The following is a 14,767-nucleotide window of genomic DNA, read 5'->3' on the forward strand; positions in this document are numbered from 1 at the left end:
TCACTAAAAACAATACTGTATATTTCTACAGTATTGTTTTCACTTTACACATAAATATTGAGAAACTTTCACTCACCCTAAATGGAAAGGTAATAGAATTGTTTATAGAGAATTAAACGTAGATTCAATTTTTATCCATCCATTTTGTAAAGAATGATTGCCTAGTGGGAATGGGGAAAGGTTGAGCTACTTTATTAGGGGGAGTGGTTCTATGTTTAATAAAAAAATGGTGGCAATGGCGATGACTGTGCCATTAGTAATGGGGACGATTTCTACGGTTTCAGCATTGGAAAAACAACAGCAAGTAAAGCTAGAGGCGTATTCACCTCAGAAAAAAGCAACTGAATATTTAAAAGAAAATGCTTCGCAATATGGATTAAAAGCAGACCTTTCAGACTTGCAATATATTTCTACAACAGAAACGTCAGTAGCTTCATATGTTAGGTTCCAACAAGTTGTGAATGGTGCACCTGTATTTTCAAATCAAATTACAGTAACTCTAAACGGAGAGGGAAAGGGTGTACTTGCTGTTTCTGATTATCAACCTATTAAAGCTGTGAAGCAAGTAGCGGAAAAAATTAGTGAAAAAGATGCAATACAAAAATCAATGGCGTATGTTGGAGAAGCAAGTGAGCAAAACTTATGGGCTCCTACAGAGAAAGAATTTGGATATATTGTTGAAGAAGGAATTGCTCGTCCAGTATATAAAGTTGTAGTCCATTCTAATAATCCATTTGGTGCATGGGAAACATTTGTTGATGCAGAAAATGGAAAGTTAATTAAAAAGGTTGATATAAACCGTAAAGCAGAAGGATCAGGAAAAGTATTTTTACCTAACCCAGTCGTATCTAGCGGTAGTAAAGTAGGTTTAAAAGATAACAATGATGCAGATTCAACAGCATTAACGAACCAATTAAAGACTGTTACGTTAAAAGGTTTAGATGGGACAGGATTTTTAATTGGAGAGTATGTAACGATTTCTTCAAAAGCAAAAACGAAATCTACAAACTTACAATTTAACTATACACGTGCAAATGATAGCTTTGAAGATGTCATGTCGTATTATCATATCGATACTTTACAACGTTACATTCAAAGTCTAGGTTTTAAAAATATTAATAATCGCTCTATTAAAGTGAATGTAAATGGAACGACGGCGGACAACTCGTTTTATTCTCCGACAACGAAAGCTTTAACATTTGGTACTGGTGGAGTAGATGATGCAGAAGATGCTGGTATTATCGCACATGAATATGGACATTCAATTCAAGATAACCAAGTTCCTGGCTTCGGTAGTTCTGCAGAAGGTGGAGCGATGGGAGAAGGGTTTGGTGATTTCTTAGGTGCTACGTATGAAGATGCAGTATCGACAACAGGCTACGGAAAAGCATGTGTTGGAGAATGGGATGCGACTGCGTATTCTAGTTCAGATCCGACGTGCTTACGCCGATTAGATAATAATAAAGTGTATCCGAAAGATATTACGAATGAAGTACATGATGATGGAGAAATTTGGGCTCAAGGACAATATGAGATGGCGCAAGCATTTGGTCGTGATGTAGCAACTAAAATTATTTTACAATCGCACTGGTCGTTAACACCAAACTCTAAATTCAGTGATGGAGCGAAAGCGATTAAGCAAGCGGATGCTCTTTTATATGGTGGACAACATGCTGCGGATATCGATCGTATTTGGGCAGCGAGAGGAATTAGTACGAATTAATATAAAAAGTCGTGGCATGTATAAGCCACGACTTTTTAATTTGCTTAAGAACTGGTACTAGTAAATAAAGCTATATCAATGATAGTGTGAATATATCCGTATCCCATTTACTTTTTAGCTTCTTTAAAAACAAAATGCTCTTTAAATTTTCTAGATTCAACTTTTTGACCATTTCGCATCGATCGGAATGGGTGTTCTTTCCATGTAATAATAACATCAACTTCATCTGCTTTTGTAGCAACAGGTAAATTAGCGTGTTCAAATCCAGTTTTTCCACTTGCTAAACGGTTTTCCTTTAGGGAGAAGAGTTCATATTTCGTTTTTGTTTTTGGCTCGTTGCGGAATACTTCGACTTGTACATTATATACTTCACTGTTTCCAACATTTTTCACTGAAAATTGATATGTTTGAAATTCATCTTTTTTAGCTTGAAGCATATTCTTGTTTGTTTTTTTCGGTTTATCAATATTCACTTGCCATTGATCAGAGTTTTGAGAGATTGGTAAAGATTTTGGTGAATAGGCGTACGTTTCGTTTACTACAATTAGGCAAAACAATAGGAGAAAGAAACTAATCGCTTTTTGCATATACACACCTCGCTATAAAATTTTTATTAATATGTGTAAATAAAACAGAAAATATGTAATTAAATGGAAGGTGATTAGTACTTTGATTCGAATGAATTTGAAAAAACTTGAAGAGGTAATAGATGGAGAAGGGTTATACGAATCGTTTCATCATTTAGAAATACATGGTGTCTGTATAGATTCCAAAAACATGAAAGAAGGAAAGTTATTTGTTCCAATCATTAGGGTGAAAAATGGGCATGAGTATGTGAAAGAAGCAATGGATAATGGAGCTGTCGCTTCCTTGTGGAAAAAGTCTTACGGTACTCCGCCAAAAGGGATTCCAATTATATTTGTGGATGACACTTTGTTTGCTTTGCAACAATTGGCACAATTTTATCGAAGAGAGATAAATGTAAAAGTAATAGGAATTACAGGTAGTAATGGCAAGACTACGGTAAAAGATATGATAGGAAGCATTTTAAGTTCAACCTATAAAGTGCATAAAACAAAAGGTAATTTTAATAGTCAAATCGGTTTGCCGTTAACAATTTTAGAAATGGAACGAAATACTGAGTTCTTAATACTTGAAATGGGAATGAGTGAAAAAGGACAAATTCGAAATTTATCACGAATCGCACAGCCAGATGTAGCGGTGATTACAATGATTGGACAGTCTCATTTAGAAACGCTTGGATCAAGAAAAGAGATTGCGAAGGCTAAATTAGAGATTATTGACGGGTTAAGAGAAAATGGTTTGTTCTTATATAATGGTGATGAGCCATTGCTTTCTCGAAATAATAAAACGTCGAGTGTAAATTGTAAGACATTTGGTGAAAAGGATACAAATGATTTGTTTCCAACGAACGTACAATTAGATGAATATGGTGTTCATTTTAAATTAAATCATTCAAAAATACAGTACGATGTTCCCTTATATGGAAAACATAATATTTTTAATACGATTGTCGGAATCGCTGTAGGTCAATTTTACAATGTCCCTACAGAAAAAATACAAGAAGCATTGCAGCAAATAAATATTACACAAATGCGCTTTCAGTTTTTAACTGCTAAAACAGGTTTTACAATTATTAACGATGCATGGAATGCCAGTCCTTCCTCCATGAAGGCTGCAATTGAAACGTTACAGAAGTTAAATGCCTATAAGAAAAAAATGATAGTGATTGGGGATATGTTGGAGTTAGGGAAGAAAGGTGAAACATATCATAGAGAAATTGGTAAAATGTTAAATGAGGAGAGCATTCAATATGTATTTACGTATGGAGAGTTAGCCAAAATTGTAGCGGAAGAAGCAAGAAAGAACTATCATGCAGGAAAAGTACAATCATTTGATAATAAAGCCGAGATAGCAGAGGAAGTACTAAAAATTATAACGCAAAATGATGTTGTATTATTAAAAGGCTCACGTGGAATGGCTTTAGAGGAGATTGTACAAAAGTGGATTTGAAAAATCAAAATATATTTAAAAAGACTTGCGTTTTATAAAGTAAAGAGATAGAATACTCTGTAAATATAAAAAGTGATGATCAGGAAAAGTATATGATGCAAAGGTCTACAGAGAGCAATCGGTTGCTGAGAAGATTGCGATACCGCATGATGGAAAGACACCTGTGAGTGTTGCTTTGAACGTGATAATTAGTAAAAGCAAACGGTACCTACCGTTATCAGGGCTAAGATGGTCATTATGACAATTTGGGTGGTACCGCGGAAAAATTCGTCCCTATTTATAGGGGCGGATTTTTGTATTCTTTGAAGGGAGGTGAGTGACCGTGGATGATGACGATGATAACAATAACGTAAATAAATATAAATTTACTGGAGGGAAATGTAATGAAGCGTTCACTCACAAAAGAATGTACAAAGCAAAGCGGAAAAGTTGTATTACTTCAAGGATGGGTAAAAAAGATTCGTCATCTAGGTAATGTTAGTTTTTTATTAATAAGGGATCGATCAGGGGTTATGCAATGCGTATTAGAAAACGAGCTAGCTGGATTTAAAGTAGATGTGGAGAGTGTTGTTCAAGTCGTAGGCCAAATAGTAGAGACTTCGAAAACAGAATTAGGGATTGAAGTGCTTGCTCACGAAGTGAAAATATTAAATGGCGCAGAACCACTTCCATTTGAAATAAATAAAAAGAAGTTACAAGTTGGCTTAGATCAACTACTGAATGAACGGGTATTATCATTAAGACATGAGCGAACCGCGGCTATATTTAAAGTGAAATCTACGCTCGTCCAGAGCTTTAGTAAATTCCTTATAGAGAACGATTTCACACGTATATTTACTCCAAAAATTGTTTCGCAAGGGGCAGAAGGAGGAGCAAATGTTTTTAAGTTGCCATACTTCCAAAAAGAAGCGTATTTAGCTCAATCACCACAGTTTTATAAGCAAATGATGGTAGCGGGAGGATTAGAACGTGTGTTTGAAATTGCACCTGTATATAGAGCGGAACATCACAATTCTTCCCGTCATTTGAATGAATATATATCGTTAGACGTAGAGATTGGCTTTATAAATGATTTTCATGAAGTGATGCAATTAGAAACGGATGTATTACGATATATGTTTCAACAAGTAGCAAAAAACTGTGAGAAAGAACTACAACTATTACAAATAGAAGTACCTGTTATTACAGAAATACCGAAAATTACATTGTTACAAGCACAAGAAATTTTGAAAAGTAAGTATCGGAAAGAATCGCCAATTGGTGATTTAGATACAGAAGGTGAGAAGTTACTAGGGAAATATGTGAAGGAAACATATAAGAGTGAATTTGTTTTCATTACACATTATCCGAAAGAAGCGAGACCGATGTATACGATGCCGAATAACGAGAATCCATCTATTACTGATTCGTTCGACTTACTATATAAAGGATTAGAAATAACATCAGGGGCACAGCGAATTCATAATTATGAAATGTTACTAACTTCTTTTAAAGAAAAAGGATTACATCCCGATAAGTTTCAATCGTATTTAAATACATTTCGATACGGTTGTCCTCCGCACGGTGGTTTTGGAATTGGATTAGAGAGAGTTGTATATAAATTTTTAGAATTATCGAATGTGAGAGAAGCGAGCGCTTTTCCAAGAGATTGTACGCGTCTTATACCATAACATGAGCACCCTTCTATAGTATAGAAGGGTACTTTGCATTTTAATAAAAGTGGAAGAGAATAATAATATTTTTCGTGTGAAAATATGTAAATTATATTAAGAACATTTTATAATGAATTGAGAAAAAGAAAATTCATAAGTTATAATGAAATATGAATATAAAAAAAGTTCATATAATAATGTATGGAAGGGTATGAAACATGTTATATCAAACTCAAGCAACACAACAAACACCAGCTTATATAATTTATCTTCTTGATGTAAGCGCATCAATGAACCAAATGATGGATGCAGGCGGAGAAGAAAAAAGAAGAATTGATATTGTAACGGATGCTCTTTCTTTAGCGATTCGCCAAATGGTATTTCGTTCAACAAAAGGTAGTCGCCTGCTTCCGAGATATAAGTTATCTATTTTAGCCTATAGCGATCATGTTTTTGATTTATTGGGTGGTGTGAAAACAATAGATGAGGTAGCAAGACTGCGCCCATTAGAAAAAATTCAAACGCATCGTTTAACTGATACAGCAAAAGCTTTCTCTGTAGTGGAGAAGTTATTGCAAAAGGAATTACCAAATTTACAAGATGGACCAGCCCCTGTTGTTTGTCATATGACAGATGGGGCTTCAACTGGTGAAGATCCAGAATTAATTGTACGAAGAATTATGAATATGTCTGTACCTGATGGAAACGTACTAATTGAAAATATTTTTATTTCAGATGAAATTATGCAAGAGCAAATTTCTAATATAAAGAAGTGGGAAGGGATTATGCCAAATACAGAGATTACAGATGAATATGGTGCAAAGTTGCAAAGACTTTCATCGCCTATACCTCAAAGCTATCGTGAGATGATGACGGAGCATGGGTTTCATATTGCAGATGGTGCTGTGATGATGTTTCCAGGGACAAATGCGGACTTAGTATCACTTGGATTTCAAATGTCTGCCGCAACGCCGGTTCGATAGGAGGGGAGTATGTTGAAATATATCCTCTCGCAAAAGAAAGAAACGATATTGCAAGAAAAGAAAATGAAACATTTTACATATCGATATAGCTATGTAAGAGCAAAGGAAACGCAGGATTTAAATGAGGGTGGACAAGACTTCCTAGTATTTCAAGATAATGGAACTCGTTTCATATTTGCGTTATGTGATGGTGTAGGGCTGTCTTTTCATGGTGAAATTGCTGCAGAATTTCTTGGTATGAAGTTAGTAAACTTGTTTGATACATGTCAAGGAAGTGGACTGGATATTGCTACATTATTAAATGAACAGTTAAATAATTGGATAGAAGAAGCTTCAGAGGAAGTGAATGCATTTCGATTGCCAGAACAAACACCGTGGTTACTTCGCGATGTCTTGGAGGAAAAGCGAAAACAAGGTAGTGAAGCTATGTTTATTGGTGGGAAAATAGAACTTATTCCAAATGAAGATAAAGTACAAATAACGATAGTTACACATGGCGATTCATTTGTACAATTGTTTCAAGATAAAGAGAATTGTTCGAATGTAATGAAGTTTGAGAGAAATATAGAGAAAAGATGGTCTACACGGCGAGGCATTATTGGTGGGGAATTGGCGGTTTTTTCAAAGACATTATCTAGACAAGAAGCGAATCGGATAGTTATTCACTCAGACGGACTTACGCTGCTTAAGCAGTATAACGTTGAGGAAGTGTTAAAAGAAATTGAGAGGGCACAGAACTCTCCGACAAGCGATGATATTTCATTTTTAGATGTTTCTTGGTAATAAACACGATGGAAAAAAGGTGAATAAACGTGGAAGAGATTATTGTGACATACATAAAACAGTCAAATGAAGAAATTGATATTGCAATTCCAAATGACGTAAAAGCGGTACAAATTATTGAAGCAATTTTACATCATGAAAAAATAGATGAAACATTGAGCGGTATGTATGAAATTAGAGTGACAAAAGATAAAGAAGAATGGCATTCTATTCGAAATGATGAAACGTTGCGCGATAATGATGTGTGGGATGGACAATATGTAATGCTACATAAAAAAGGAGCAATTATCCCTTCTTTTGAAATGATGCCAGCAGAAGAAGTTTATAATGAACCCGTTAAACAAGATATGTCTTCTAGTGAAGAAGATTATGTATGGAAAATCATTGAGTAATAGTTTTTGGATGGGGAAGGAGAAATGTTTTGTGCAAAAGTCACCGTATTTTCAACGCTCTCCGCGTGTGAAAGTAGATATACCAACAGGGGATGTTATTATTCATGATCCACCGAATATACCGGAGGAGCCGAAGTTTTCAATTGAAACAATGTTAATGCCTGCAATGATGACGGTTTTAACATTAGTGTTATATTTTGTAATGATGAAATTTATGAAGATGAATGCAAGTTATATGCCATTAATGATGGTTTCAAGTATTCCGATGTTGGGATCATATATAATTACAACGATGGGACATTTCCGTAAAAAGAAAGAACATCGTCAAATGGTTGAACAATTACAAACAAGATATTTAGAGCAAATTCAAAAGCATCGAGTGGAATTAGATACGTTAAAGGTTGAACAAGCAAAATATTTAATTACACAAAATCCAAGCCCATTAAAAAGTGTACAAAGAATTGAAAATCGGGAAAGTAATTTATGGGAGAGAACACCTGAAAGTCCGGACTTTTTAGATATTCGTATTGGAACTGGAGAAAGACCATTCCTTGTAGAATTGAAGGTGCCTGAGCAGAAAGGTTATGAAGAAGACCCATTAGTTACAGAAGCACAAAATGTGAAAAGGGATTTCAATACGATACCGAATGGCCATATTTCAATTTCTTTGAAAAAAAATGATGTAATTGGTGTAGTCGGAAATAAAGAAGATAGACTAAACTTTATTCGAATTGTAACGACGCAAATTATGACGCATCATGCACCAAATGAAGTGAAAATAGCAGCATTTTATCATGAGAAGGAGAAAAAACAGTGGGATTGGATGAGGTGGCTTCCTCACGTATGGGATGAACAGAGAAGTATGCGCTTTTTATCTGAAAATCAACAAGATGCACAGAAACTAGCTGAAGTACTATTTACCCCACTTAATATGCGTAGAATCTATAATTCTTCTGCGCAAGCAGATGCAAAAGTTCCTTTAATTCCGATGTATGTATTTTTCTTATCAGCGAGAGAATTTTTAGAAGATGATCCTTTAACTCCAATGTTACTTAGAGAAGGTGAAAGTGTAGGAGCTTCTACATTTATTTTTGCGGAACAAAAGGAACGCTTACCGATGGAATGTGATCTTGTAATAAGCTTAAATGGAGAAAATGGTGAGTTAGTAGAAACGTTTTCAAGCTCAGCTGAAAATAGTGGAACAACGCGTGCTAGTTTTAAAGTGGATCGACTTTCATTCGAGCGATGTGAACTAGGAGCGCGAAGCATTGCTCCAATTCGAATGAAAAGTTCTACAGCAGCCAACATTCCGAAAGTATTAACATTTTTAGACTTGTTTCAAGCTAAAAATATGGAAGAGTTACAAGTGCTAGAGAGATGGAAAGAAAATCGATATCCGACTTCATTACCGGTTCCAATTGGTGTAAGAGAAGGAAGTAAACCTGTTTTTCTAAATATTCACGATAAAATAGAGAAAAAAGGGCATGGTCCACACGGTCTAATGGCTGGTACAACAGGATCAGGAAAAAGTGAAGTAATTCAGTCTATAATAGCAGCGTTAGCAGCAACCTATCACCCTCATGAGATGGCATTTATGCTTATCGATTATAAAGGTGGTGGGATGTCAAACACATTTGCGGGATTACCGCATATTATTGCATCTATTACGAACTTAGAGGACCCGAACTTAATTGAGCGTGCCAGAATTTCATTAAAGGCAGAATTAGAACGGAGACAAAAATTATTCATTCAAGCTGGAAATGTTCAGCATCTAGATGAATATTATGAAACAAGCTGGCGTGAAAAAGAACCTTTACCACATTTATTTATTGTTATTGATGAGTTTGCTCAAATGAAAAAGGAACAACCAGAATTTATGGACGAGCTAATTAGTGTCGCTGCAATAGGAAGGACATTAGGAGTTCACTTATTATTAGCAACTCAAAAACCTTCAGGGGTTGTAAATGATAAGATTTGGAGTAACTCGCGTTTTCGAATTTGTTTACGTGTCCAAGATGATGCGGATAGTCGTGAAATGTTAAAGATTCCAGATGCATCTAAAATCAATGTACCAGGACGAGGATATCTCCAAGTTGGTAGCAATGAAGTGTTGGAATTATTCCAATCTGCATGGAGTGGAGCACCTTATAACCCAGATGAAGAGAAAGTTCTTGATATTGTTGACTTTACAGAAGTGAAGCTTTCCGGTGAAAGAATAAAAGTGAAAAAGCGTCCAAAACCAATGACAAATAGTCCAAAGCAATTACAAGCTTTTATTCAATATGTACAGAGCGTATCAGAAAAAGAAAATATTAAAGCATTACCAGGACCATGGCTGGATCCATTACCGGAAAAATTATTGTTAAAAGAATTTTATGCTATGGAAAATTGGACAATTGGTGAGTGGAATAAACCGAAAGAATATTTACAAGTAACAATAGGATTAATTGATGATGTTGCAAATCAAGCGCAATTTCCGTTGAAGTTAGATTTACAAGAAGGACATTTAAATATTTATGGTATGCCAGGAACAGGAAAAACAACGATGTTACAAACAATTATTATGTCCTTAGCAGTATCTCATACACCAGAAGAAGTGAATTTTTATATTATTGATTTTGGTCGTATGTTCTTAGATTTTAGAGATTTACCTCATGTAGGCGGGGTTGTACAAGAGGACGAAAATGAAAAAATGAAACGTCTATTCGGATTTTTAAAGAAGGAAATCACGCATAGAAAAGAGAGTTTTTCTAATATAGGTGCAAAGTCATTCTCTATGTATAATCGAATGGTTGGAAAGAAAATTCCTGCTATCGTTGTAATGGTAGATGGTTATATAAGATTTAAAAATGAATTTGAAAAAGAGAATGAAGTATTAGAAATGTTATTACGCGAATCAAGCACATATGGCGTGTACTTCTATTTCTCACTTAATCAAACAATTGATATGTTTGATCGTGTTCGTAATAATATACCGATGGCAATTACATTTGAATTGCAAGATAGAGCTGAATATCCTAGTTTAGTTGGTAGACCAAATTTCCCGTTAATTGAAGTTCCTACTGGCCGTGGGTTAATGAAAGGTCAACCACCTGAATTGTTCCAAGCAGCACTACCGTTTATAGGTGAAAGTGAATTAGAATACTCACAGCAATTAAAAACGATTATTCAAAAAATGGGCAGTGAATGGAATGGTGAAAAAGCAAAAGAGATTCCAATGGTTCCTAAAGAAATATTTGTAGAAGATTTAGTTGAGCAATTAGAACCAACTCAAATTTCTGCAGGAGTTGAAACAGATGATATCTGTTTGCAAAATTTTTCATTGGACGAAATGAATCATATATTTATCGGTGGAAGAATAGAAGGTGGAAAAACATCATTATTACAAACACTTCTTTTCACTACTACATACCAATACTCTCCAGAAAAGGTTGAGCTATACTTAGTAGACCTTGGTGAAAGACCTACTGGCATATTAGCTCTTGGAGATTTACCTCATGTGAAGAAGAAAGTTACAAATGATATGCAATTAAAAGAAATGTTAGATGAATTGTTAGAGCTAATAAATAATAGAGAAGCAGTAGTACCTTCTATAGATCCAAACGTAACAGTGGAGTTTCCATATGAGAAAATAATCATTGCAATTGATGATATTGATCAAATGTTAACTGTATTATCTATTGATTATGAGGCGAAAAATAAAATGGAACTAATAGTTCAAAATTGTAAGAATAAAGGGATTCATTTTTTAACGGCGGCTACAACATCTAGTGTAAATAACTTTTCACATGAAAAATGGTTTGCGGAAATTAGAAAGAGAAGTATTGGTTATTTATTAGGAACGACTCACAATAACGATGTGTATTTCTTTAATATGAAACTTCCACATGCTGAAATGGATCAAGAATTATTAAGTGGGGATGGATATTGCATACGTAGAAAGCCAATAAAAATAAAATGTGCATATACACCGTTACATTTACTTCGCACGATGATAGACAAAATTAGTGTGAAATGGTCTGAATTAAAAGTGAAATAATATTAAAATAGGGTTAAATTACTATAAAATAGAATTTTTTTGCAATTTAACTCTTTTAAAATTGTATGAATATAGTTTATAATCTAATTGTTGTATCATTTATGATTTGAAAGGGGAAATTAATACAATGACAGAAATTAAAATTAGACCAGAAGACCTTGAAAGAATTGCTAATAACTTTAATAACGCAGCTGCGGAAGCGCAAAGTCAAGTTAATAGACTTGAAGGCGATATTAAAAGTTTAGATGGTCAATGGGCTGGGTCAACACAAGCGAAATTCAGAGGGGAATTTGAAAATTCTAAACAAAAAATGCAACAATATATTCCTATTTTAGAAGGAATTTCGAGAGACCTAAAACGTATTGCTGAGAAATTCCGTAGTACAGATAACACATACTAAGAATAGAACAATTGCAAAAGACCAGGAGCTATTGTTCCTGGTCTTTTTTTGAAAAATTGTTATACGAGAGTAAGGGGATAAAATGGGATTCCGACCAGAAGTAGGAGAAAAAATTAATCTTAATAAAGATGTTTATCGTTTTGAGAAACACCCAGCTGTAATTGGTATTGAGATGCCCTATGGTCAAGAGGGAAGACAAGGAACAGTTTATCAATTACAACAGGAAAATGGTGTAGAACGAATTGCATTAAAAGTTTTTAAGGAACGCTATCGTGAGGAAAAACATCAACTAGCATTTTTGAAACCACTTTCTTCCTTAGTGGGTCTGAAAGTATGTTCACGCTATATTGTTACTAAAGAAGAACATACATCTGCTATCGAAAAATCAGAAGATCTTGCTAATAGTATTGTAATGCCTTGGATTGAAGGTCCAACTTGGGCTGATATTTTACAAGAACAACGAATGTTATCAAAAGAACAATGTTTCTTTATTGCAGAAGCATTTCTTACAACACTTAAAATGATGGAAGAAAATGAAGTTGCTCATAATGATTTATCGTCTAGCAACGTACTTGTACCTTTCTTAAGTGAAAATGCAATTGAAGGCCAACACAATATAGAACTTGTTGATGTTGAGCAAATGTATGGCCCAGAAACGAAAAGACCTTCATTATTGCCAGCAGGTTCAGCGGGTTACGCACCAAAGTATTTGACAAGTGGAGTATGGCAAAAAGAAGCCGATCGATTTGCTGGGGCTATTTTATTAGGAGAAATATTAAGTTGGTGTAGTGAAGAGGTTCGAAATAAAAAATGGACGGATGCAAGTTACTTTAAAACGGAAGAAATGCAGATAGAATGTGAAAGATATACGTTACTTCAGCAAGTATTACATAATCAATGGAACGGGGAAATTGCAAAATTATTTAAGCAGGCATGGAGTAGTAATTCTTTCGCAGAATGCCCAAGCTTTGCACAGTGGTACGATGTATTTAATAGCGTGAGAGAAAGAATAAAAATTGATGCGGAAAGGCAGTCAGCAGAAGAACACTCTCTTTTTGTATCAAAATGTTTGGAAATTGCAAGATTATTAGAAGAGAGAGGATTTAAACAAGCGGCATTATATGAATATAAAATAATTTTCAATTCACTCAATCCATCAACAGCTCTGCAAAAAGAACTCGCATATATCATTCAAACTATGGAGAGTCAAGAGCCTGAAATAAATAATAAAATGGTCCTACAACATTATTTGGAATTAGCTACTGAATTGGAACGAGAAAACAATGCAGCATTTGCTTGTTTCGTCTATTCACGAATCGTACAATTTCCAAACATTGATCAGGCGTTAAAACAGGAAATTGAAAGCATTATTGAAGAGATAAAAGAAGGCGAAGGAACAGAGTCGCAGCAAGAAGTAGCAGCTACAATTACAGTTCCAAATAGCATTCTACAGAGCCGGAAACAAACGAAAAAACAAGTGGAATATGATATAGATGATGAGATTTTAAATGCAAAAGCATCAAATCAACCACTTACAATAGCGCATGAACAAAGTGAACCATCGGCTTTTTCTACATGGTGGAAAAAGAATAAAAAACGGATTTTGATTATTAGCTCAACTGTAGTTGTTGTAATAGGTGGTTCGACGTTGTTTTATTTCTACACAACAAACGCGAAATATCAAAAGTTTATGGAACAAGCACGACAAGCTTATGATGATAAAAAATATACAAAAGCAGAAGAAGCTGTTGGACAGGCAATTGCTGTGAAGAGTAAAGACGAGGCTTATCTCCAATTAGCAACGATTTACGTTGCTGAAGGAAAAAATAAAATTGCAATCGATTATATTACAAAACTAATAAAAGATAGAGAAATAGATAAAGAAAATAATGAAGCTGCTTATCTATTAGCCTCAGCAAATTTCCGAATTGGGAAATATCAAGAAGCAGTGCAAAATTTTGAACAAGCGCTAGCGAATAATGCAAAGGGAATTGAACCATACAAAAAAGATGCAATGCGAGATTTAGCTGTAAGTCATATGAAAATGAAAGAATTTGAAAAAGCGGAAGATGTTATTGTTAAAATGAGTACGAAAACAAATGAGGATAAGGCAATTGTTTCATATTTAAAAGGTCAACTATCAACCGCAACAGTACAGTTAGACAAAGCAGAATCTTTCTTTAAAGAAGCTATCATGCAAGATTCAAAGAATGCCATATATACAATTGAACTTTCAAATTTATATGTGCTTTGGAATAAAACAAACTTAATTGATAGTGCGAAGAAAGAAATGAATTATCAACAAGCATCTCACATTTTACAAGTAGCAATTCAAAAAGATATGAAAAATATTGAGTTGTTAAATCAACTTGGAATTGTGTATTACGAAGCGGGTCAATTTTATGAAACGCGAGATGGTGCAAAGAGTACTGCTGCATATCAGCAAGCGTTAGAAGCTTACAATAGAGTTGTCAGCAGTGGAACACGCGACATAAATACGCTTGTAAATATAGGGATTTTATACGATAAAGTGGGACAAGGGAATGAAGCAGAGAAGCTTTTCACAGAAGCATACGCACAAAACGATGAAAATCCGCATGTGAATTTTGCATTCGGGATGTTTAAAATTAAACAGAAAAAATACGAGGAAGCAAGTCGTTTCTTAAGAAAAACAGTGCAAGCAAATGAAAATGAATCTGAAGTAAAAGCCGCGCAAGAAAAGCTAACAGAAATGAAAACAAACGGTTGGATTCAATAAAGA

10 protein-coding genes and 1 other annotated feature are annotated in these 14,767 nt (G+C 34.6%); of the genes, 9 read left to right on the top strand and 1 reads right to left on the bottom strand.

Features of this window, described 5'->3' with window-relative positions; genetic code table 11:
* Positions 1-211: 211 nt before the first annotated feature.
* Positions 212-1,723: a M36 family metallopeptidase gene (locus BGI23_RS10590; protein ID WP_070805899.1), complete on the top strand. Its 1,512-nt coding sequence runs from the start codon at positions 212-214 to the stop codon at positions 1,721-1,723.
* A 107-nt stretch (positions 1,724-1,830) separates the two neighbouring features.
* On the opposite strand, the gene BGI23_RS10595 is transcribed toward BGI23_RS10590, so the two are convergent.
* On the bottom strand, positions 1,831-2,310 hold the full coding sequence (locus tag BGI23_RS10595) for a hypothetical protein (RefSeq protein ID WP_070805900.1): 480 nt from the start codon (positions 2,308-2,310) through the stop codon (positions 1,831-1,833).
* Between the two features lie 82 nt (positions 2,311-2,392).
* Between BGI23_RS10595 and BGI23_RS10600 the strand changes: the two genes are divergently transcribed.
* The 8 genes from BGI23_RS10600 to BGI23_RS10635 all read left to right on the top strand — a co-directional run bounded on the left by BGI23_RS10600 (position 2,393) and on the right by BGI23_RS10635 (position 14,764).
* Positions 2,393-3,757, top strand: a complete 1,365-nt coding sequence (locus BGI23_RS10600) for a UDP-N-acetylmuramoyl-tripeptide--D-alanyl-D-alanine ligase (protein ID WP_083322703.1) — start codon at positions 2,393-2,395, stop codon at positions 3,755-3,757.
* Positions 3,758-3,823: 66 nt separating this feature from the next.
* Positions 3,824-4,035: a binding site (T-box leader), on the top strand.
* Positions 4,036-4,140: 105 nt separating this feature from the next.
* Entirely contained in the window at positions 4,141-5,427 is a 1,287-nt protein-coding gene (aspS, locus tag BGI23_RS10605) for an aspartate--tRNA(Asn) ligase (RefSeq protein WP_070805901.1), read from the top strand.
* 200 nt (positions 5,428-5,627) lie between these two features.
* Complete coding sequence (locus BGI23_RS10610) at positions 5,628-6,392, top strand: vWA domain-containing protein (protein ID WP_044792564.1); 765 nt, start codon at positions 5,628-5,630, stop codon at positions 6,390-6,392.
* A 9-nt stretch (positions 6,393-6,401) separates the two neighbouring features.
* Positions 6,402-7,175 carry a PP2C family serine/threonine-protein phosphatase gene (locus tag BGI23_RS10615; RefSeq protein WP_070805902.1) on the top strand — a complete coding sequence of 258 codons (774 nt, stop codon included), beginning with the start codon at positions 6,402-6,404 and terminating at the stop codon, positions 7,173-7,175.
* A gap of 29 nt (positions 7,176-7,204) precedes the next feature.
* On the top strand, positions 7,205-7,567 hold the full coding sequence (locus tag BGI23_RS10620; RefSeq protein WP_000391133.1) for a ubiquitin family protein: 363 nt from the start codon (positions 7,205-7,207) through the stop codon (positions 7,565-7,567).
* Positions 7,568-7,598: 31 nt separating this feature from the next.
* Positions 7,599-11,606, top strand: a complete 4,008-nt coding sequence (gene essC, locus BGI23_RS10625) for a type VII secretion protein EssC (protein WP_070805903.1) — start codon at positions 7,599-7,601, stop codon at positions 11,604-11,606.
* 127 nt (positions 11,607-11,733) lie between these two features.
* A complete protein-coding gene (locus tag BGI23_RS10630; RefSeq protein WP_000136046.1) occupies positions 11,734-12,006 on the top strand; it encodes a WXG100 family type VII secretion target in 273 nt (90 codons plus the stop codon).
* An 82-nt stretch (positions 12,007-12,088) separates the two neighbouring features.
* Complete coding sequence (locus tag BGI23_RS10635; protein ID WP_070805904.1) at positions 12,089-14,764, top strand: tetratricopeptide repeat protein; 2,676 nt, start codon at positions 12,089-12,091, stop codon at positions 14,762-14,764.
* Positions 14,765-14,767: the final 3 nt, after the last annotated feature.

This window comes from Bacillus sp. ABP14, from assembly GCF_001831375.1.
Taxonomy (GTDB): Bacteria; Bacillota; Bacilli; order Bacillales; family Bacillaceae_G; genus Bacillus_A; species Bacillus_A paranthracis.

What these genes read in the sequence shown, in the direction of transcription:
- BGI23_RS10590 (WP_070805899.1), top strand. Translation starts at nt 212, where the DNA reads ATGTTTAATAAAAAAATGGTGGCAATGGCGATGACTGTGCCATTAGTA.
- BGI23_RS10610 (WP_044792564.1), top strand. Translation starts at nt 5,628, where the DNA reads ATGTTATATCAAACTCAAGCAACACAACAAACACCAGCTTATATAATT.
- BGI23_RS10630 (WP_000136046.1), top strand. Translation starts at nt 11,734, where the DNA reads ATGACAGAAATTAAAATTAGACCAGAAGACCTTGAAAGAATTGCTAAT.
- BGI23_RS10595 (WP_070805900.1), bottom strand. Translation starts at nt 2,310, where the DNA reads ATGCAAAAAGCGATTAGTTTCTTTCTCCTATTGTTTTGCCTAATTGTA.
- aspS (WP_070805901.1), top strand. Translation starts at nt 4,141, where the DNA reads ATGAAGCGTTCACTCACAAAAGAATGTACAAAGCAAAGCGGAAAAGTT.
- BGI23_RS10615 (WP_070805902.1), top strand. Translation starts at nt 6,402, where the DNA reads ATGTTGAAATATATCCTCTCGCAAAAGAAAGAAACGATATTGCAAGAA.
- BGI23_RS10635 (WP_070805904.1), top strand. Translation starts at nt 12,089, where the DNA reads ATGGGATTCCGACCAGAAGTAGGAGAAAAAATTAATCTTAATAAAGAT.